Raw genomic sequence first — 19,738 nt, forward strand, 5'->3', positions numbered from 1 at the left:
TTCCTCTTCTGCGCTGTCAGCCGCGGAGGCGGGACATGGTCGGGTCGAACAGGGGCTCCCGGGCGGCGACCGCCTCGACGCGCTGGTCGAAGTAGCCGATGCGCAGGGTGGTGCCGGGGGTGGCGAGTTCGGTCGGGAGCCAGGCGTAGGCGATGCCCTTGCCGATCGTGTGGCCGTAGGCGGCGCTCGTGACGTAGCCGACCGCGCGGTCGCCGTCGTAGACCGGCTCCTTGCCCATCACGACGGCGTGCGGGTCGTCGATCGTGAGGCACGTCAGCTTCCGCCGTACGTCGGCCCTGCGGTGCTCCAGTGCCGCCCTGCCTATGAAGTCGCCCTTGTCGAGCTTGACGGCGAAGCCGACGCCGGCCTCGTAGGGGTCGTGCTCGAAGGTCATGTCGGTGCCGAAGGAACGGTAGCCCTTCTCCAGGCGCAGGCTGTTGAAGGCGCCACGGCCGGCGACGATGCCACCGAGCGGTTCGGCCGCGGCCCACAGGGTGTCCCACAGCTTCTGGCCCAGGTCTGCGGTGGTGTACAGCTCCCAGCCGAGCTCGCCGACGTACGACAGGCGCATCGCGGTGACCGGGACACTGCCGATGTGGGCGCGCTTGGCCCGGAAGTACTTCAGGCCGTCGTCCGAGAAGTCCTCGTCGGTGAGGGGCTGCAGGACCTGGCGGGCGAGCGGTCCCCACAGGCCGACGCAGCAGGTGCCGGCCGTGATGTCGCGGACCTGGACCGGGCCTCCCCCGACGGGAAGGTGCCGGGTGAACCAGTCGAGGTCGAGGTTGCCGTTGGCTCCGACCTGGAAGAGGTCGCGGGCGAGGCGCGCGACGGTGATGTCGCTGCGGATGCCGCCGTCGTGGTCCAGGAGCAGGGTGTACGTCACCGAGCCGACGGACTTGTCGACCTTGCCGGTGCACAGCCGCTCCAGGAACGCGGCGGCACCCGGGCCGCTCACCTCCAGGCGTTTGAGGGCCGTCATGTCGTAGAGGGCGACGGTCTCCCGGGTGACCTGGGCCTCGGCGCCGACGATGGGCGACCAGTAGCGTGCGGCCCAGTCGTTGGGGGTGGGGATGGAGCGGCCGTCGGTGAGCGACGCGTTGGCCTCGTACCACTGGGGGCGCTCCCAGCCGTTGGCCTCCAGGAAGAACGCGCCGTGTTCCCGCTGGCGGGTGTGGAAGGGGCTCGTACGGATCGGCCGCGGCTCGCCCGAGGGCTGGAGGGGGTGGAGGATGTCGTAGACCTCGGCGAAGTTCCGGCAGTCTCGGGCCAGGACGTACTCCGGGGACAGCTGGTGCGGCTCGAAGCGGTTGACGTCGCACTCGTGCAGGTCGAAGGAGGAGCAGTAGCCGTCGACCAGCCATTCGGCCATGGCGCGCCCCACGCCGGCGGAGTGGGTGACCCAGACGGCCTCGGCGACCCAGAAGCCCTCGACGTGCGGGGACTCGCCGAGCAGCGGGTAGCCGTCGGTGGTGAAGGAGAACAGGCCGTTGATGCCCTCCTCGACCTTCGCCTCCTTCGTCGCCGGGAGCAGGGACCGGGTCTCGGTCCAGGCGTCCTCGAAGTCCTCCTCGGTGAACTTCAGGACCGACGGCATCGTCTCGGCCTCGTCCACGGACGGGATGTCGTCGGCGGAGACGGGCATCGGGCGGTGGCCGTAGTAGCCGATGCCGATGCCGTCGAAGCGGTCGCGGTAGTAGAGGTCGGCGTCCTGGTGGCGCAGGATCGGGCGCAGCGCCTCCTCCGTCTGGCCCGCGAGGGCGGGAATCGGGCCGGTCCAGGCGAGCTGGTGGGCGAGCGGGGTGAGCGGCAGGTTCATCCCGACCATGCGGGCGATCCTCGGGCCCCAGATGCCGGCGCAGCAGACGACGACGTCGGCGGGGATCTCGCCCCGGTCGGTCAGCACGCCGGTCACCCGACCCTCGTACTGCGTCACGTCGAGGACTTCGTGGCGGGGCAGGAAGGACACGCCGCGCTCGGTGGCCCGGCGGATCTGGGCCTCGACGGCGAGGACCGCCTTCGCGATGCCGTCCGTCGGGACGAGGAGACCGCCGAGGATCCTGTCGCGGTCGACCAGCGGGTGTTGCCGGACGCACTCCTCGGGGCTCAGCAGGCGGGCCTCGATGCCCCAGGCGGTGACCCAGCCGTGGCGGCGGTGGAGTTCGGCGAGGCGCTCGGGGGTCGTGGCGACTTCCAGGCCGCCTACCTGGAGGAAGCAGGGCTTGCCGTCCACATCGAGGGAGCCGAACTTCTGGATGGTGTAGCGGGCCAGTTCCGTCATGGTCTTGGAGGGGTTCGTCTGGAAGACCAGACCGGGTGCGTGCGAGGAGGAACCCCCGGTGGCCGGGAGGGGGCCCTGGTCGACCACGGTCACTTCGGTCCAGCCGCGGGCGGAGACCTCGTCCGCGAGGGCCGCCCCCACAACGCCTGCTCCGATGATGACCACCCGGGGTCCCGCCATCGTCCAACCTCCGAACTCGGAAACCGGCAACGTTGCTTTGTGCGCAACTTGAATCAGGTTGCGCAACTCAATGTGCCCGCCGCCGACGAGGGGTGTCAAGGGAGCATGACGTCGCGGAACAGCCGGAACACGGCAATGCCCGGCGGACGGCGCGCCGCGTGCGCGCGCCGTCCGCCGGGCATCACCGACCGGCCTCCGTCGACCGCGTGCTACTTCAGCCAGGCCTTCACCTTGTCGTGGTTCGCGTCGACCCACTTCTTGGCCGCCGCCTCCGGGGACATCTTGTCCACCGCGATGGACTTCGCCACGGCGTTCTGGTCTTCGTTCGTCCAGTTGAAGTTCTTCACCAGTCCGTAGGCCGGGCTGCCCGATGCGGCGAACTTCGTACTGACGATCTTGTCGAGCTCGTACACGGGGTAGTCACACGCGACCTTCTCCGCGTCGGCGTCGCAGCCCTCCTTGTACTCGGGCAGCTTGACCTTCACGAGCGGCACCTCGGACATGAACCACTGCGGCTCGTAGAAGTAGCCGATCACCCACTCCTTGTCCTTCTCCGCCTTGCGGAAGGTCTGGATGAGGGCGGTCTCGCTGCCCGCGTACACGACCTTGTAGTCCAGGCCCAGGTTCTTCACCAGGGCCTCGTCGTTGGTGACGAACGACGGGTCACCGTCGAGGAGCTGCCCCTTGCCTCCCGACTCGGACGTCTTGAACCGGTCCGCGTACTTGCCGAGGTTCTGCCAGTCGGTGATGTCCGGGTGCTCCTTGGCCAGCCACGGCGGCACGTACCAGCCGATGAGACCCTTGTTGCCCGTCCGCCCGGCCTCGACGGCGGTCTTCTGGTCGGTGACGTACTTCTTCTTCAGATCGTCGTGCCCCCAGTTCTCGAGGACCGCGTCGACCTCGCCGGTCCCGAAGCCCTGCCAGGCGATCTCTTCCTTCAGGTCCTTCTTGACCACCTTGCAGCCGAGTTCGTGCTCCGCGACGTACGCGACGACCGCCGCGTTCGCCTCGTAACCCACCCACGGGTTGACCGCGAGGTTGAAGGTGCCGCACTTTCCCGGGCCGCCCGAGCCGCCGGATGCCGAGGAGCCGTCACCGATCTTCGCACCGCCGCAGGCGGTGAGGGTGAGGCCGAGGACCGTCATGCCGACCGCGCCGGCCCTCCACAGTTTCGCTTGCCTTGCCATGGTCAGTAGCTCCTTTACGCACCGGTACGCCGCGCCGCTGCCTGAGTGATCCGGTCGAACATGACTCCGAGAAGGACGATGGCCAGCCCCGCGGCGAGCCCCTTCCCGTACAGCTGTCCCTGCGAGAAGCCGGCCACGACGTCGTAGCCGAGGGCGCCCGCGCCTACCAGGCCGCCCACCACAACCATCGACAGCACGTAGATCAGGCCCTGGTTGGTCGCGAGGGTCAGGGCGCCGCGTGCCATCGGCAGCTGGACCTTGGTGATGATCTGCCAGGTGTTGCACCCGGCGGAGGTGGCCGCCTCCACGGTGGTCGCGGGCACGTTCCGCACGCCGTCCGCGATGATCTTGATGGCCACGGGCGCCGCGTACACGACGGCCGCGACGATGGCGGTGAACCGGGTGGCGCCGAAGAGGGCCAGGAACGGCACCAGATAGACGAACGGCGGCATGACCTGTGCCGCGTCCAGGCTGGGCCGCACCAGCCGGTCCACGAGCGGACTGCGTCCCATCCACACGCCGAAGACGACACCGAACAGCATCACCAGCACCGTGGCCACGGCGGTCGAGGCGAGTGTCGTCATGCCGTCCGACCACAGTCCCGTCCCGACCAGCAGTCCGACGCACACCGCGGCCGTCGCCCCGGCGCGCCATCCGCCGATCACCGCTCCGAGCGCGACCAGGACGACGCCGACCAGCCACCACGGCGACTCGGTGAGCAGGGCCTGGAACGGGTTGAGCAGCACGTGGGTGGTGACGTCCCTGAGGGCGTTCGTCAGGCCCGACAGATGGTCCTGCAGCCAGGTGGTCGTGGTGTCGGCCGCGCTCACGATGTGACCGCCGACGCTGCCGTCGCCCGGGAACTCGGCCGCCCAGACGTAGGTGTGGGACAGGTAGACCAGCGCCGCCACCACGATCCCGCCCGCCGCGAGCAGCGGCCGGCGCCACGTGAGGAGGTGGCCGCCGGAGCGGCGGGCCGCCTCGGCGCGTCCGGCCGCCGCCGTGGTGACCCGGTCGAGCACGATGGCCATGATGACGATGGAGAGGCCGGCGTTGAAGGCGGTGCCCACGTGGAGTGACTGCAGCGCCTGCACGACCGTCTTGCCGAGGCCCGGCGCGTCGATCAGGGCGGCGATGGTCACCATGGCCAGGGCGGCCATGATGGTCTGGTTCACGCCCATCACCACGGTGCGCTTGGACATCGGCAGCAGCACTTTGAGCAGTTGCTGCGAACGCGTCGCGCCGAGTGAGTCCGCCGCCTCGACGGTGGTGCGGGGCACGGAGCGGATGGCGTGCGCGGTGATGCGGATGGCGGGCGGTGCCGCGTAGATCACCGTGGTGATCACTGCGGCGGCCCCCCCGATGAGGAAGATCAGGGTCAACGGAGCGAGGTAGACGAAGGTGGGCATCGTCTGCATGAAGTCCAGGAAGGGCGTCATGATCCGGTTGAACCGGTCGGAGAGACCGGCCCACACACCGAGCGGGATGCCGATCAGCAGCGCCACGGTGACGGCCGAGAGGGTCAGCGCCAGGGTGTCCATGCTCTGCGACCACAGGCCCTGCAGTCCGAGGAAGGCGAAGCCGGCCACGGCGAGCAGGGCGACGCGCCAGTTGCCGACGGCCCAGGAGACGTAGCCGGTGAGCCCGATGACGCCGAGCCAGCCGATCTGCGGGACCGGACGGCCCCCGGTGGGCTGGGAGATCAGGGACTGGATGAAGGTCACCAGGTTGTCGATGACCAGGCGGATCTCATTGAAGAAGTAGAGGAAGAGCGGGTTGGAGTTTCGGTTGGCTCCGATGGTGTCGTTGACGTCGTTCAGCCGTCGGTGCAGAGCGGTGAGATCGGCCGCCGCGAGGGACAGCGTCTGCCGGCCGTGCAGGGCGGCGAAGAGCACCAGCCAGACGATGAGGATCCCGGCCACCACCATGGGGCGGCCGGTCCTGCGAACGGTCGCGGCCGGCGCGGTCGCGGCGGCGGCGACGGCCATCACGCACCGCCTTCCTGCCCGGCGACGACAGAAAGGATCTCCTCGTCGCCGACGATGCCGAGCAGCTTGCCGTCCTCGACGACCTTGAGCGGCTTCTCGGCGGCCAGCACGGCCCGGGTGGCCTCGCGCACGACGACGTCCGGGCCCAGCTCGGGGCCGTCGAGTTCGTCGCCGGGCTGCGCGGGGCGCATGATCCAGCGCAGTGTGAGCACGTCGCCGCGCGGCACGTCCTTGACGAAGTCCCGGACGTAGTCGTCGGCGGGAGCACCGACGAGTTCGTCGCCGGTACCGCACTGGACCATCCTGCCGTCCCTCATGATCAGGATGCGGTCGCCCAGCTTCAGGGCCTCGGAGAGGTCGTGGGTGATGAACACCATCGTCTTGCCGACCTCGTGGTGCAGGCGGATGACCTCGCTCTGCATGTCGCGGCGGATCAGCGGGTCGAGCGCGGAGAACGGCTCGTCGAAGAAGAGGACGTCGGGGTCCCCGGCGAGGGCGCGGGCGAGGCCGACCCGTTGCTGCATACCGCCGGAAAGCTGGTCTGGGTAGGAGTTCTCGTAGCCGGCGAGGCCCACCAGTTCGACGACTTCGAGGGCCTTCCTGGAGCGCTCTGCCCTGCCCATGCCGCGGATCTCCAGGCCGAAGGCCACGTTGTCGACGACCCGGCGGTGGGGCAGCAGACCGAAGTGTTGGAAGACCATGGAGAACTTGCTGCGGCGCAGCTCGCGCAGCCGCTTCGGGTCGGCGCCGCGGATGTCCTCGCCCTCGAAGACGATCTCGCCCGCGGTCGGCTCGATCAGCCGGGTGAGACATCGCACCAGGGTGGACTTGCCGGAGCCCGACAGCCCCATCACGACGAAGACCTCACCGGGCGACACGTCGAAGTCCACGTCGCGCACGGCAGCGGTGCAACCGGTGCGCTCCATGAGCTCGCGGCGGGTCAGCCCGCGCAGTTCCTCGGATTCCGGTACCCGGTCGGCCTTCGGCCCGAACACCTTCCACAGCCGGCGCACGGAGATGACCGGGGTGCGGTCCTCGGGGTCCTGGGACGTGCCGCGCCGCTGCGACACCTCGGTCTGTGCTGTGGTCACGATCGACCTCATTTCGGCGTTCAGCCGCGGAACCAGCGCTGCGGCCGGGGTTGGATGTTCTGCCAGACGTGCTTGGGCTCTCGGTACTCGTCCAGGCCGGTCGGTCCCAGCTCGCGGCCCACACCCGAGTGCCCGAAGCCACCCCATTCCGCCTGCGGCACGTAGGGGTGGTAGTCGTTGATCCACACGGTTCCGTGCCGCAACCTGCGCGCGACCCGTTGGGCCTTGCCCGCGTCCTGCGTCCAGACGGCTCCGGCGAGTCCGTACTCCGTGTCGTTGGCGATGCGGACCGCGTCGTCCTCGTCGCGGAAGCGCTCGACGGTGAGCACGGGTCCGAAGGACTCCTCGTGCACCACGCGCATGTCCTGCCGGCATTCGTCGAGGACGGTGGGCGGGTAGTAGAAGCCGCGTGCCAGCGCGGGATCGACGGGGCGTTCGCCGCCGCAGCGCAGTACGGCGCCCTCGGCGAGACCCGCCTCGACGTACCTCTCGACCTTCTCCCGGTGCTGCGCGGAGATCAGCGGACCGGTCTCGGCCTCGGGGTCGAAGGGTCCGCCGAGACGGATGAGCCGGGCCCGGCGCACGACCTCGTCGACGAAGGCGTCGTGCAAGGAGTCCTCGACGATCAGACGGGCCCCGGCCGAACAGACCTGGCCGGAGTGGAGGAAGACGGCGGTGAGCGCGAAGTCGACCGCGGTGTCGAAATCGGCGTCGGCGAAGACCACGTTCGGGTTCTTGCCGCCGAGTTCCAGGGCGACCTTCTTCACCGTCCGGGCAGCGGTGGCCATGATGCGGCGGCCGGTCTCCAGGCCACCGGTGAAGGACACCATGTCCACCGCCGGGTCCTCGGACAGCGGCGCGCCCACCTCCGCTCCGGCGCCCAGGACGAGATTGGCCGCGCCCGCCGGGAGGCCGGCCTCCTCGAACGCCTTCATCAGCAGGATCGAGGTGGAGGGCGTGAGTTCGCTCGGCTTGAGCACGATGGTGTTGCCCGCGAGGAGGGCCGGGGCGACCTTCCAGGACGCCTGGAGCAGCGGATAGTTCCACGGGGTGATCAGCCCGCAGACACCGACGGGTTCGTAGGTGACCCGGCTGAGGGCGTCGTCGCGTCCCGTGTCGACCACCCGGCCGGCGCTGGTGCCGGCGATGCCGCCGTAGTAGCGGAAGCAGGAGACGACGTCGGCGATGTCGTACTCGCTCTCCACCAGCCGCTTGCCGGTGTCGAGCGACTCGGCGCGGGCGAAGTCCTTGGCGTCGCGTTCGATGATGTCGGCCGTGCGCAGCAGCAGTGCGCCGCGCTCGCGCTCGGGGGTGCGCGGCCAGGACCCCTCGTCGAAGGATCGACGGGCCGCGGCGATCGCGGCCCCGGTGTCGGGGCGCGTTCCCTCCGACACCTTCGCGACGAGCGCGCCGTCTGCCGGACAGCGGATCTCCCGGTGGCCGCCGGCCACCGCGGCGCGCCATTCTCCGTCCACGTACAGATCTGCCACGCCATGCCCTTCGAATGGGAATTCGTTGCGCATTATGCATTGCATTGCTTGTGGTGAAACCCTGGCCGAATGGGCCGACGGCCGTCAAGAGGTCAGCGGTTGTCGATCTGGAACATCTGCGTTACCGGTTCGGATCGCCCGCCGGGGCGATCAGCCGATCCGGTCGAGCAGCGCGCGGCGCCACCTCTCGGTCTCCGCGATCTGGTTGAACGTGAAGAGGTGAAGTCCCGCAACGCCGGCCGACGTCGCGGTGAGCGCCTGCGCGCCGCGCCGAAGGAGCCTTTCGGGTGCGTATCCCCCGGGCGTCGCGAACCGCAGGAACCAGGAGGGGTGCCGGGTGAGGAAGCGAGTCGACTCGCCCACCCCGATCTTCGTCGCCAGGGAGAGGAGCGCGGCCCGCTGCACGGGGCCCGCGACTCCCACGTACACGGGCAACGTGACGCCCCGGCGCCGGATCCGGGCGATCCACTCGCCGAGCACGCGCGGATCGAAGCACAGATTGCCGACGATGTACGTGGCGTGCGCGCGCTTGTCCCACATCGCCTGGATGGTGATGTCGTCGTGGATGAACGGATGGCTCTCCGGGTAGCCGGTGATCCCCATGTGCGCGAAGGGCCTGCCCAGTTCGCCGAGCCGGCGCAGCACCGGAAGGGCCCCTTCGTAGGGGCCGGCCGGCCGGCCGGAGTCCCCCGCGGGCACGAAGACGTCGTCGACACCCGCGGCACGCAGCCTCTCGGCGACGTCCTTCAGGTGCGCGTCGTCGCGCAGCAGCCGTGCGGGCACGTGCGGGACGACGCGGTATCCGTGCGCCGTGAGCCGCTCGGTGAGGGCGAGGGTCGGCTCCAGCCCCTTGACGGGCGACGCCGTGACCGTGAGCACGACGTCGCGCGGGACGACGGCGAGGACCTTCTCCTCGGTCGCCCTCGCCGGCAGCACCTCGTAGCGGACGCGGGCGAGCATCGCTCGCAGGGCTTCGGCGCCCACGCCCTACCCTGCCTGCTGCCGGGCGTCGCGGTGACGGTAGTACGCGGCCTTGGAGGGCGCCAGGGGCTCCTTGCCGAGGATGATGTCGGCGGCCTTCTCGGCGATCATCATCACCGGCGCGTAGATGTTGCCGTTGGTGACGTACGGCATGACCGACGCGTCCACCACGCGCAGCCCTTCCAGCCCGTGGACCCTCATGCTCAGCGGGTCGACGACGGACATCTCGTCGGTGCCCATCTTGCAGGTGCACGAGGGGTGCAGGGCGGTCTCCCCCTCCTTGGCCACCCAGGCGAGGATCTCCTCGTCGGTCTCGACGGAGGGTCCGGGCGAGATCTCGCCGCCGTTGAAGGCGGCGAGCGCGGGCTGGTTGAGGAGCTCGCGGGCCACGCGGATCGCCTCGACCCACTCGCGGCGGTCCTGCTCCGTGGACAGGTAGTTGAAGCGCAGGGCCGGGTGCTCGCGGGGGTCCTTGCTCTTGATCTTGACGGAGCCGATGGCGTCGGAGTACATGGGCCCGACGTGCACCTGGTAGCCGTGGCCGCCGGCCGGAGAGGAGCCGTCGTAGCGGACCGCGACCGGCAGGAAGTGGAACATCAGGTTGGGGTAGTCGACCTCCTCGTTGCTGCGGGCGAAGCCTCCCGCCTCGAAGTGGTTGGTCGCCGCGGGCCCCTTTCGCAGCAGCCACTGCAGCCCGATGAAGGGGGCGCGCCACTTCGCCATGTACGGCTGCATGGAGACGGGTTGCTCGCAGGCGTACTGGACGTACACCTCCAGGTGGTCCTGCATGTTCTCGCCGACGCCCGGCAGGTCGTGAACGACGTCGATGCCGAGGGCGGACAGTTCGGCGGCGTTGCCGACGCCGGATACCTGCAGCAGCTGCGGGGTGTTGACGGCGCCGCCGCACAGGATGACCTCACCGGCCCGGACCTGTTGCGGCGCACCTCGCCCGCGCTGGTACTCGACGCCGACGGCGCGCTTGCCTTCGAAGAGGACGCGGGTGACGAAGGCACGGGTCTTGACGGTGAGGCCGGGCCGCTTCCGCACGGGGTGGAGGTACGCCTTGGACGCGGACAGGCGCCGCCCGCGGTGGATGTTGCGGTCGAAGGGGGCGAACCCTTCCTGCCGGTAGCCGTTGACGTCGTCGGTGCGGGTGTGGCCGGCTTCCTGGACCGCCTTCAGGAAGGCGGTGAAGAGCGGGTTGGTGGCCGGGCCGCGTTCCAGGACGAGGGGACCGTCGTGGCCGCGGAACTCGTCGTCGGGATCGGCCGCGAGACAGTTCTCCATCCGCCGGAAGTACGGCAGGCAGTGGGCGTAGTCCCAGGTCTCCATGCCGGGGTCGGCGGCCCAGCGCTCGTAGTCCATGGGGTTGCCGCGCTGGAAGATCATGCCGTTGATGCTGCTGGAGCCGCCGAGCACCTTGCCGCGCGCGTGGTAGATGCGCCGGCCGCCCATGTGCGGCTCGGGCTCGGACTCGTACTTCCAGTCGTAGAAGCGGCTGCCGATGGGGTAGGTCAGGGCCGCGGGCATGTGGATGAACACGTCCCAGGGATGGTCGGACCGACCCGCCTCCAGGACGAGCACCCGCTTGTCGGGGTCGGCAGAAAGTCGGTTCGCCAGTGCGCTGCCGGCCGATCCACCGCCGACGATGACGAAGTCGTAGTGCAGAGGAGCCATGGTGGTACCTCGTCTCGCTCGCGTCGTCCATACGCGGGGCATGCTAATACGGGTATCGCTATGCGCACTAGGTTGCGAAGTACGCAACTTACGGGCCTTCAATTCGGCCGGGTTGCTTGCAGAAACGTTGTTTACAGCGCCTATAGTTCCGCTATGAGCAACTTCAGTCCGGATGCCGAAACGCACGGCGCACAGGCCGGCGGGGTGCAGTCCGTCGACCGGGCCATCAGCGTGCTCGAGATCCTGGCCAAGCGCGGCGAGGCGGGCGTCAGCGAGGTGGCCGCCGAAATCGATGTCCACAAGTCCACCGCGTTCCGACTGCTCGGCGCTCTGGAGACGCGCGGCCTGGTGGAGCAGTCGGGCGAGCGCGGCAAGTACCGGCTCGGCTTCGGCATCGTCCGGCTGGCGGGCGCGGTCACCGGACGCATAGACATCACCCAGCAAGGACGCCCGGTCTGCGAGCGCCTGGCCGAGGAGATCGGCGAGACCGTCAACATCGCCGTGCTGCAGGAGCACTACGCGATCAACCTCTACCAGGTGCGCGGTCATGCCGCCATCACCGCGCACAACTGGGTGGGCCAGCTGACCCCGCTCCACGCCACTTCCAGCGGCAAGATCATGCTGGCCCACCTGCCCCCCGAGGAGCGCGCCGCGCTGCTCGGGGAGTCAGGCATGAAGAAGCTGACCCCGCACACGATCACCGCGAAGACGAAACTCGAGAAGAACCTCTCCGAGGCCCGCGAGCGCGGCTACGCCTGGACCCTGGAGGAACTCGAGATCGGACTGCACGCGATGGCGGCACCGGTCCGCGACCGCGACGGCCGGGTCATCGCCGCGATCAGCGCCTCCGGACCCTCCTACCGGTTCACCGAGGAACGCATGCACGAACTCGCTCCGGTGCTGGTCAAGGGCGCGGAAGAAGTCAGCCATCGCATGGGATACCTCGGCTGAAGCATCCGTGCGCCTACGCGTGCAGCATCCGTGCGCCTACGCGTGCGCGCGGGCACCCGGCACCCGGCACCCGGCCAAACTACTGCGGCTGCCGGGTGCCGAGGCGCTCGTGCACCCAGTCGTGGAAGGCGCCGATGTGGTGCTCACTGGGCACGAGCACACCGCCCTTGGCGTACAGCCGGGAGCTCATGCCGGGCTGGGTGCGCTCGCAGGCCTCGAAGTCCTGGCGGTTGACGCGGTCGAAGAGCTCCACGGACCGGCTGACGTCCTTGCCGCTCGTCACCACGCCGGGCAGATAGAGCCAGTCGCACTCGACGATCGTGCGGTCGGCCGCCACCGGGTACATGCGATGGAAGATCACATGGTCGGGGACGAGGTTGATGAACACCTGGGGCTTGACGGTGATCGCGTAGTAGCGGCGGTCCTGCTCCTCGGACACTCCCGGGATGCGGTCGAGGCCCTCGGAGCCGTCGACGGTGAAGCCCTGGATCTCCTCGCCGAACTCCGCCCCGTGACCGACGTAGTACTGGGCCGCGTAGCCTTCGGCGAACTCCGGTAGCACCTCGGTGAGTTCGGGGTGGATCGTGGCGCAGTGATAGCACTCCATGAAGTTCTCGACGATGAGCTTCCAGTTCGCCTCGACGTCGTAGACGATCCGCTTGCCCACCGCGAGGTTGCCGATGTCGTAGCGGTCGATCGACTCCGCGTCGCCGAGGCGGGTGACCGCCGCGCCCATGACGTCCTCCTCGAAGGAGGGCGGGTTCTCCGCCAGGCAGACCCACACGTAGCCGAGCCATTCCCGGACGGCCACGCCCACCAGTCCGTACTCGGTACGCCCGACGTCGGGCATCTTGGTGAGGTTCGGCGCGGCGACCAGCTTGCCGTCGAGGCCGTAGGTCCAGGCGTGGTACGGGCACTGGAAGGCACGCTTGACCTCGCCGGTCTCCTCCGTGCAGAGCTTGGCGCCGCGATGCCGGCAGACGTTGAAGTAGGCGCGTACGGAGTTGTCACGGGCCCGGGTGACGAGGATGCTCTCGCGGCCCACGTCGACGGTGCGGAAGGCGCCGGGCTTGGACAGCTCGGAGGCGCGCGCCACGCAGAACCACATCGCTTCGAAGATGCGTTCCTGCTCCAGGGCGAAGATGCCCGGATCCGTGTAGGAGGAGCCGGGGAGGGTGGCGATCAGGCTGTCCGGCAGGCTTGTCGGGGTCACGCTGCACTCCTCGGGAATCGTCATGGAAGGATCGGTCACCCGCGGCGAAGGCCGATTTCGGGCAACCGTTGCGCATGAAGAAGCGCTACGTACCGTCTGCAACGCAGGAGGCGAACTCGCGTCCCGGTGTCACGACTCGGCGGCGGTGAGCCGCTTGCGCCAACGGGTGAACGGTCGTGGCTGGTTCAACCCGAGCACGGCGACCGGCGTGCCGGCCCGCCGGTAGACGGCCAGGAAGCTGCGTTCGTCCGTGGAGCCTTCCTCGACCGTCACGCTGTCGGCGCCGCCCGAGTCCCCGACGAACTGGATCTTCACTCCGTACTGGTCGGACCAGAAGTACGCAGGCCGGGGCACACCCGGTGGCGACGCGCCGTGTGCGAGCAGTGCGGCCACGGCGGCGTCGGGCCGTTCGCGCGCACCGGTCCAGTGCTCGACCCGGCGGCGACCGCCGGTACGCGGGTCGTACCAGTTGGCGCAGTCGCCGACGGCGACGACTCCGGCCAGGCTGGTGCGGCCGTCTGCGCCGCACTTCACTCCGTTGTCGAGTGCCACGCCGGACCCCTCCAGCCACTCGACGCAGGGCCGCGCGCCGACACCGACGACGACGATGTCGGCGGGGATGCTGCGGCCGTCGTCCAGCAAAACGGCGTCGACCCTCCCCCGGGCTCGGTCCGGGGGAACCCCCAACGCATTGCGCCCGCCCCCGCTCATCCCCTTGACCCCCACCCCGCACAGCAGCCGGACGCCGTGGTCGGCGTGGAGGGCGGAGACGACTGCGCCCATGCTCTCGCCGAGCGATCCGGCCAGCGGTGTCGGCGCGGCCTCCACGACCGTGACGTCGAGGCCGAGTCCGCAGGCGGTGGAGGCGACTTCGGCGCCGATGAATCCGCCGCCGATCACCACCAGCCGGCCGCCGCGGGCCAGGTCGTCGCGCAGGGAGCGGGCGTCCTCCAGGGTGCGCAGCACGTGCACGCCGGCGAGGCCTTCGGCACCCGGCAGCGTGCGCGGGGCCGCACCCGTGGCGATGACGACGCCGTCGGCGCGGATCTCCCGGCCGTCGGCGAGCCGGATCGCACGCTCGTTGCGGTCGAGCCCGGTGGCGCGGTTCGCGAGCACCCACTCCGCCCCCAGGTCCTCGTCCTCCCCCTCCAGGGCGAGATCCGCTTCTCCGAGGGCTCCGGCGAGGAACTCCTTGGACAACGGCGGTCTGTCGTACGGGCGGTGGGGTTCGTCGCCGATGACGACCAGCCGACCGTCGTACCCCCGTTTACGCAGTGCGCGGGCGGCCGACAGTCCGGCCAGGGAGGCGCCCACCACGGCGACGGTCCTCACGCGGGGCCTCCGGCCGGGCGGGAGGCGACGCAGGGCGGCAGGCCGTGGCCCCCGGGCGACAGCCGGACGTAGATCACGCCTTCCTCGACCACGACTTCGTGGGTCCGCACCGGCAGCTTGGCCGGCGGGGCGTCCACCGCTCCGGTCCTCAGGTCGAACTTCGAAGCGTGCAGCGGGCATTCCACCTCGCAGCCCTCCAGCCAGCCGTCGGCGAGCGAGGCGTCCTGGTGGGTGCAGGTGTCGTCGATGGCGAAGAGCTCGCCGTCATCGGTGTGGAACACGGAGACCGGCGGATGGATGTCGAGCCGGTGGGCCTCGCCTCGCGGCAGATCCGCGAGACGGCACGCGGGAATCATCATGACACCTCGGTGCGTATAGCGAAACGAATTGCGGTGAGCGCAACGCAAGTCTGCGGGCCCCGCCGAACCGCTGTCAAGGCGTCCAGAGGCCTGGTTGCGCGGGCTCCGGCGCAGGATTTCCGGGCAGGCCGGAGCGACCTCGAAGGCGCATGTGAGCAGGTAGGACAGGGCCCTCGCAGGGCGCGGCGACAGCCCCGCCGTCGGTGCCGGCCACACGGTCCGTCACCTGGCCGGGCCGTTGCCGCGCACGTCGGGGCGGGGCCGTCGCCGGGCGCTCAGAAACCCCGGTCGAGCCACTCCTGGAAGTGCGGCGCCTCGGCCCCGATGGTGGTGGTCTCTCCGTGGCCGGTGTGCACGGTGGTGTCCATGGGCAGCGCGAGGAGGCGTTTGCCGATCGATTCGATGATGGTGGGGAAGTCGCTGTACGACCGCCCCGTCGCTCCCGGCCCGCCGGCGAACAGGGTGTCGCCGCTGAAGAGTGCGGCGAGTGCCGGGGCGTACAGGCAGACGGCGCCGGGGGCGTGGCCGGGGGTGTGCAGCACGGTCAATTCGGTGCCCGCGACGGTGAGTCCCTGCCCGTCGGTCAGCTCGCCGTCGGGCGTCCGACCGGGATGGGTCTGCTTCCACAGCGGCAGATCCTCGGCGTGCAACAGGATCGGGGCGCCGGTGCGGTCGGCCAGTTCGGGCGCGGCGTCGATGTGGTCGTTGTGCGCGTGGGTGCACACGATCGCGCGCAGGGTGCGTCCGCCGAGGGCCCGCGCGATGGCGTCGGCATCATGGGCGGCGTCAATGACCAGCGCCTCGTCGTCGTCGCCCACGATCCACACGTTGTTCTCGACCTGCCACGTGCCGCCGTCCAGCGAGAACGTCCCCGACGTGACGAGACGCTCGATGCGGATGCCCGCCATCAGAAGACCACCACCGAGCGCAGGACATCACCTTGGCGCATGCGCTCGAAGGCTTTCTCCACCTCGTCCAGCGCGATGGTCTCGGTGACGAAGGCGTCCAGGTCGAGACGGCCCCGCAGGTAGAGGTCGACGAGCATCGGGAAGTCACGGGAGGGCAGGCAGTCCCCGTACCAGGACGATTTCAGCGCCCCGCCCCGGCCGAAGACGTCCAGCAGGGGCAGCTCCAGCTTCGCCTCCGGGGTCGGTACGCCGACCAGCACGACCGTCCCGGCGAGATCGCGCGAATAGAAGGCCTGTCGGTACGTCTCCGGACGACCCACCGCGTCGATGACCACGTCGGCGCCGAATCCGCCGCTCAGCTCGCGCACCGCCTCGACCGCGTCCGTCTCACCGGAATTGACCGTGTGGGTCGCGCCCAGCTTCTTCGCGGTGGCCAGCTTGCGGTCGTCGATGTCGACCGCGATGATCTTCGCCGCGCCCGCCAGGCTCGATCCGGCGATCGCCGCGCCTCCCACGCCGCCGCAGCCGATGACCGCCACGCTGTCACCGCGTCCGACGTTGCCGGTGTTGACGGCTGCACCGATGCCCGCCATCACACCGCATCCCAGCAGCCCGACGGCGGCCGCCGACGCCGCCCGGTCCACCTTGGTGCACTGCCCGGCCGCGACGAGCGTCTTCTCGGCGAAAGCGCCGATACCCAGTGCCGGCGAGAGCTCCGTGCCGTCGGTCAGGGTCATCTTCCGCTTCGCGTTGTGCGTGCTGAAGCAGTACCAGGGCCGCCCGCGCAGGCACGCGCGACACTGGCCGCACACGGCACGCCAGTTCAGGATCACGAAGTCACCCGGGGCCACGTCCGTGACCCCCTCGCCGACCGCCTCGACCACGCCCGCGGCCTCGTGCCCCAGCAGGAAGGGGAATTCGTCGCCGATGCCGCCCTCGCGGTAGTGCAGATCGGTGTGGCAGACGCCGCAGGCCTCGATCTTGACCAGGGCCTCCCCCGGGCCGGGATCGGGCACGACGATCGTTTCCAGGCTGACGGGGGCGCCCTTGCTCCGCGCGACGACAGCACGGACCTGCTGAGTCATGGCCACTCCTCGACTGACAGAGGTTTCGGACGTTGCCTATTACGGCACGTATCTCGCCTTCCGCAACACAGCATCGCGGAGGGCGAAGCAGCGGTCAAGGAACCCGGCTCGGGTCCGGGTCGCACGGGACTCCCGCTCGAAGGCCGGCGGCGCGTTCGGAACGGGCAGAGACGCGGACGAGGTCACATCGGACCCGAGGTCGGTGTCGGGCGCGAGCCGTCGCACGAGCGTGGGATCAACGGCTCCGCACGTGGTCACGTCCGACCGGGCGGACGCAGTTCGCGTTCGAGGGCGGACAGGGCGAACGCGTGCGCGGAGGCGTGCCGCCAGCGAGACCTTCCGAACATCACGTCTTCGGAGAGACCGCTCAGCATGGCCACCGCCCGGATGGTGAACTCGCGGAGGTCCACGTCGGCGAAGTGGCCCAGCTCGCGGCCCTCACGAAGGATGGCTTCCAGTCGCTCGTCCCAGCCGTCCAGCAATTCGGTGAGGACCTGTCGGCTCGCGTCGTCGTGGCGCTGGGCCAGTACCTGCGTCCACAGCGCGTAGCGTTCGTCGCCCTGGTGGCGGGGCAGGTAGAACCGGATGAAGAGGTCCAGCTTCTCCGCAGGGGACGCGGCCTGGTCCGCGGCCTGCCGGAACCTCTCCCAGAGGTCCGCTTGGCTCCATACGAGGACTTCGAGCAGGAGCCGGTCCTTCTTGCCGAAGTGGTAGAGGATGTGCCCGGTGCTCATGCCGGCCCGCGCGGCGATGTCCGACATCCGCAGGGCCGCCGTGCCCTTCTCCGCGATGAGGCTGATGGCCGCCCGCATCGCCCGTCCCCGCGCCTCGTCCCCGCTGGGCTGGCGCTTCCTGTCGATCGGGGCCTGCACCGCGGGTAGCCCGGACCCGGTCTCTGACGTGGACATGAGCTCACTTTCGGTTCCGGAGATGCAGGTCACAAGTCTAGGTTCCGAAAATCTAGATCCCTAGTCTAGACTGAAAATCTAGTCAGGGCGATGGGAGTGAGGGCTGCCTGTGCGCCTCCGCCCCCACGGCCGGCGCGGCCCGCCTGTACGACCCACCCCACCCAGGAGACACCCTCATGACGCGCGGATTCGATGTCGTGGAGACCTGTATCGCCGACCTGCGCACAGCGCTGGAGAAGGGCGAGACGACCGCGGTCGGCCTGCTCGACTCCTACCTGGCGCGGATCGAGGCGTACGACCGGCCCGGCACGGCCACCGCTCTGAACGCCATGGTCGTGATGAACCCGGACGCCCGTGCCGAAGCGGAGGCCTCCGACGCCCGCCGCGCGCGGGGCGAGACGCTCGGCCCGCTGGACGGCATCCCGTACACCGCGAAGGACAGCTACCTCGCGAAGGGACTGACCGCCGCGTCCGGCTCCCCCGCCTTCGAGCACCTCGTGGCCCAACGCGACGCCTTCGCCATCGAGCGGCTGCGCGCGGGCGGGGCCGTCCTCATCGGCCTGACCAACATGCCGCCGATGGCGAACGGCGGCATGCAGCGCGGTGTGTACGGTCGCGCCGAGAGCCCCTACAGCGCCGACTGGCTCACCAGCGCCTACGGCTCCGGCTCCTCCAACGGCTCGGGCACCGCGACCGCGGCGTCGTTCGGCGCGTTCGGCCTCGGCGAGGAGACCTGGTCCTCGGGCCGCGCCCCCGCCTCGAACAACGCGCTGTGCGCCTACACCCCCAGCCGCGGCGTGATCTCGGTCCGCGGCAACTGGCCCCTCGTACCGACCATGGACGTCGTCGTCCCGCACACCCGCACCATGGCCGACCTGCTGGAACTGCTCGACGTCATCGTCGCCGACGACCCGAACACGCGCGGGGACCTGTGGCGCGCACAGCCGTGGGTGGCGCTGCCCTCCCCCTCGCAGGTACGCCCCGCCTCGTACCCGGCGCTCGCACCCGCCGACCCTTCGTCCGCGTCCGAGGCGCTGGCAGGCAAGCGCGTCGGCGTGCCCCGGATGTACGTCAACGCCGACCCCGCCGCCGGAACGAACCCCGACGGAGGCATCGGCGGCCAGACCGGCCGACCCATCGACACCCGCCCCTCGGTGATCACCCTCTGGGACGCCGCCCGCCGCGACCTGGAGGCAGCCGGCGCCGAGGTCGTCGAGGTCGACTTCCCCGTGGTGACCAACTACGAGTCCGACCGGCCCGGCGCACCCTCGCTGCTCACCCGTGGACTGGTCAGCCGCGCATACCTCACCTTCGAGATCGAAGACCTGTCCGCCTGGGCCTGGGACGACTTCCTGCGCGCCAACGGCGACCCGGCGCTCTCCACCCTGGCCGATGTCGACGGCACCCGCATCTGGCCGAAGCAGGACGGCGAACTGCCGGACCGCTACGAGGGCTTCGACGACACGATCGGCGACTACCCGCGCTTCGTGCGCGAGCGCCCGTACGCCTCCCTCGCCGACATGCCGCACCTCGAGCAGGGGCTGCGCGGGCTCGAGGAGACGCGCCGCGTCGACCTGGAACTGTGGATGGACGGGCTGGGCCTGGACGCGGTGGTCTTCCCCGCCGTCGCCGACGTCGGCCCTGCCGACATGGACGTGTGCGAGGCGTCCGCCGACCTCGGCTGGCGCAACGGCGTCTGGGTCGCGAACGGCAACCTGGTCCCCCGCCACCTCGGCATTCCGACCGTGACCGTGCCGATGGGCACCATGGCGGACACCGGCATGCCCGTCGGGCTGACCTTCGCGGGCCGCGCCTACGACGACAACGCCCTGCTGGCCCTCGCCGCGGCCTTCGAAAGCACGGGTAGCCGACGCACGGAACCTCAGCGCACGCCGCGCCTGTCGGCGGAGTGAGCTGACGCCTTCGGGCGGATCGCAACAGTCGGCAGCGGAAGCCCGCAGCGGCGGCACCCGCTGCGGAGGCACCGCTGCCGACCTGCTCCGGATGTCCGTGTCGCCACGGCCTGCACCGCTCGGCCCTCCGCGTGTCGCAGCCTTGAGGCGTCGCCCGGCGATCAGCACGCAGCCCGGACACGGGGGCAGCAGGCCGC

General features: G+C 70.1%; 15 protein-coding genes. 2 read left to right on the forward strand and 13 right to left on the reverse strand.

The annotated features are described in order from the left end of the window. Positions 1 to 16: 16 nt before the first annotated feature. From ACFYZL_RS05635 to betA, 7 genes are all read right to left on the reverse strand, one after another. Complete coding sequence (locus ACFYZL_RS05635; RefSeq protein WP_388676330.1) at positions 17 to 2,458, reverse strand: FAD-dependent oxidoreductase; 2,442 nt, start codon at positions 2,456 to 2,458, stop codon at positions 17 to 19. A gap of 209 nt (positions 2,459 to 2,667) precedes the next feature. Further along, positions 2,668 to 3,645, reverse strand: a complete 978-nt coding sequence (locus tag ACFYZL_RS05640) for an ABC transporter substrate-binding protein (RefSeq protein WP_388676333.1) — start codon at positions 3,643 to 3,645, stop codon at positions 2,668 to 2,670. 14 nt (positions 3,646 to 3,659) lie between these two features. Further along, a complete protein-coding gene (locus ACFYZL_RS05645) occupies positions 3,660 to 5,633 on the reverse strand; it encodes an ABC transporter permease (protein ID WP_388676336.1) in 1,974 nt (657 codons plus the stop codon). Beyond that, on the reverse strand, positions 5,633 to 6,724 hold the full coding sequence (locus tag ACFYZL_RS05650; RefSeq protein WP_388676339.1) for a glycine betaine/L-proline ABC transporter ATP-binding protein: 1,092 nt from the start codon (positions 6,722 to 6,724) through the stop codon (positions 5,633 to 5,635). The genes ACFYZL_RS05645 and ACFYZL_RS05650 overlap by 1 nt, the downstream gene beginning before the upstream one ends. A gap of 20 nt (positions 6,725 to 6,744) precedes the next feature. Continuing rightward, positions 6,745 to 8,214: an aldehyde dehydrogenase family protein gene (locus ACFYZL_RS05655; protein ID WP_384757542.1), complete on the reverse strand. Its 1,470-nt coding sequence runs from the start codon at positions 8,212 to 8,214 to the stop codon at positions 6,745 to 6,747. A 150-nt stretch (positions 8,215 to 8,364) separates the two neighbouring features. Continuing rightward, positions 8,365 to 9,198 (reverse strand): 5,10-methylenetetrahydrofolate reductase, encoded by an 834-nt coding sequence (locus ACFYZL_RS05660; protein WP_384757539.1) that lies wholly within the window; start codon positions 9,196 to 9,198, stop codon positions 8,365 to 8,367. A 3-nt stretch (positions 9,199 to 9,201) separates the two neighbouring features. Beyond that, a complete protein-coding gene (gene betA / locus ACFYZL_RS05665; protein ID WP_384757536.1) occupies positions 9,202 to 10,872 on the reverse strand; it encodes a choline dehydrogenase in 1,671 nt (556 codons plus the stop codon). A 153-nt stretch (positions 10,873 to 11,025) separates the two neighbouring features. On the opposite strand from betA, the gene ACFYZL_RS05670 reads away from it, so the two are divergent. Further along, positions 11,026 to 11,823, forward strand: a complete 798-nt coding sequence (locus ACFYZL_RS05670; protein ID WP_384757533.1) for an IclR family transcriptional regulator — start codon at positions 11,026 to 11,028, stop codon at positions 11,821 to 11,823. A gap of 79 nt (positions 11,824 to 11,902) precedes the next feature. Here ACFYZL_RS05670 and ACFYZL_RS05675 read toward each other — a convergent pair whose 3' ends face one another. From ACFYZL_RS05675 to ACFYZL_RS05700, 6 genes are all read right to left on the reverse strand, one after another. Beyond that, a complete protein-coding gene (locus tag ACFYZL_RS05675; protein WP_384749214.1) occupies positions 11,903 to 13,036 on the reverse strand; it encodes an aromatic ring-hydroxylating dioxygenase subunit alpha in 1,134 nt (377 codons plus the stop codon). Positions 13,037 to 13,165: 129 nt separating this feature from the next. Beyond that, on the reverse strand, positions 13,166 to 14,368 hold the full coding sequence (locus tag ACFYZL_RS05680; protein WP_388676345.1) for an NAD(P)/FAD-dependent oxidoreductase: 1,203 nt from the start codon (positions 14,366 to 14,368) through the stop codon (positions 13,166 to 13,168). Continuing rightward, a complete protein-coding gene (locus ACFYZL_RS05685) occupies positions 14,365 to 14,727 on the reverse strand; it encodes a bifunctional 3-phenylpropionate/cinnamic acid dioxygenase ferredoxin subunit (protein ID WP_388676348.1) in 363 nt (120 codons plus the stop codon). Before ACFYZL_RS05685 ends, ACFYZL_RS05680 begins: the two co-directional genes overlap by 4 nt. Before the next feature lie 275 nt (positions 14,728 to 15,002). Further along, positions 15,003 to 15,635 carry an MBL fold metallo-hydrolase gene (locus tag ACFYZL_RS05690; protein ID WP_384749205.1) on the reverse strand — a complete coding sequence of 211 codons (633 nt, stop codon included), beginning with the start codon at positions 15,633 to 15,635 and terminating at the stop codon, positions 15,003 to 15,005. Continuing rightward, positions 15,635 to 16,720, reverse strand: a complete 1,086-nt coding sequence (locus ACFYZL_RS05695) for an S-(hydroxymethyl)mycothiol dehydrogenase (protein WP_388676352.1) — start codon at positions 16,718 to 16,720, stop codon at positions 15,635 to 15,637. The genes ACFYZL_RS05690 and ACFYZL_RS05695 overlap by 1 nt, the downstream gene beginning before the upstream one ends. Positions 16,721 to 16,974: 254 nt before the next feature. Further along, on the reverse strand, positions 16,975 to 17,628 hold the full coding sequence (locus tag ACFYZL_RS05700) for a TetR/AcrR family transcriptional regulator (RefSeq protein ID WP_388676355.1): 654 nt from the start codon (positions 17,626 to 17,628) through the stop codon (positions 16,975 to 16,977). Between the two features lie 176 nt (positions 17,629 to 17,804). On the opposite strand from ACFYZL_RS05700, the gene ACFYZL_RS05705 reads away from it, so the two are divergent. Beyond that, positions 17,805 to 19,541, forward strand: coding sequence for an amidase (locus ACFYZL_RS05705; protein ID WP_384749197.1), 1,737 nt, complete (start codon positions 17,805 to 17,807; stop codon positions 19,539 to 19,541). Positions 19,542 to 19,738 lie beyond the last annotated feature (197 nt).

Origin of the sequence: Streptomyces sp. NPDC001717 (assembly GCF_042892775.1) — a bacterium.
In the GTDB taxonomy this organism is placed as follows: Bacteria; Actinomycetota; Actinomycetes; order Streptomycetales; family Streptomycetaceae; genus Streptomyces.

Coding starts and splice junctions, on each gene's coding strand:
- ACFYZL_RS05690 (WP_384749205.1), bottom strand. CDS start 15,635: ATGGCGGGCATCCGCATCGAGCGTCTCGTCACGTCGGGGACGTTCTCG.
- ACFYZL_RS05670 (WP_384757533.1), top strand. CDS start 11,026: ATGAGCAACTTCAGTCCGGATGCCGAAACGCACGGCGCACAGGCCGGC.
- ACFYZL_RS05640 (WP_388676333.1), bottom strand. CDS start 3,645: ATGGCAAGGCAAGCGAAACTGTGGAGGGCCGGCGCGGTCGGCATGACG.
- betA (WP_384757536.1), bottom strand. CDS start 10,872: ATGGCTCCTCTGCACTACGACTTCGTCATCGTCGGCGGTGGATCGGCC.
- ACFYZL_RS05645 (WP_388676336.1), bottom strand. CDS start 5,633: ATGGCCGTCGCCGCCGCCGCGACCGCGCCGGCCGCGACCGTTCGCAGG.
- ACFYZL_RS05705 (WP_384749197.1), top strand. CDS start 17,805: ATGACGCGCGGATTCGATGTCGTGGAGACCTGTATCGCCGACCTGCGC.
- ACFYZL_RS05695 (WP_388676352.1), bottom strand. CDS start 16,720: ATGACTCAGCAGGTCCGTGCTGTCGTCGCGCGGAGCAAGGGCGCCCCC.
- ACFYZL_RS05700 (WP_388676355.1), bottom strand. CDS start 17,628: ATGTCCACGTCAGAGACCGGGTCCGGGCTACCCGCGGTGCAGGCCCCG.
- ACFYZL_RS05635 (WP_388676330.1), bottom strand. CDS start 2,458: ATGGCGGGACCCCGGGTGGTCATCATCGGAGCAGGCGTTGTGGGGGCG.
- ACFYZL_RS05685 (WP_388676348.1), bottom strand. CDS start 14,727: ATGATGATTCCCGCGTGCCGTCTCGCGGATCTGCCGCGAGGCGAGGCC.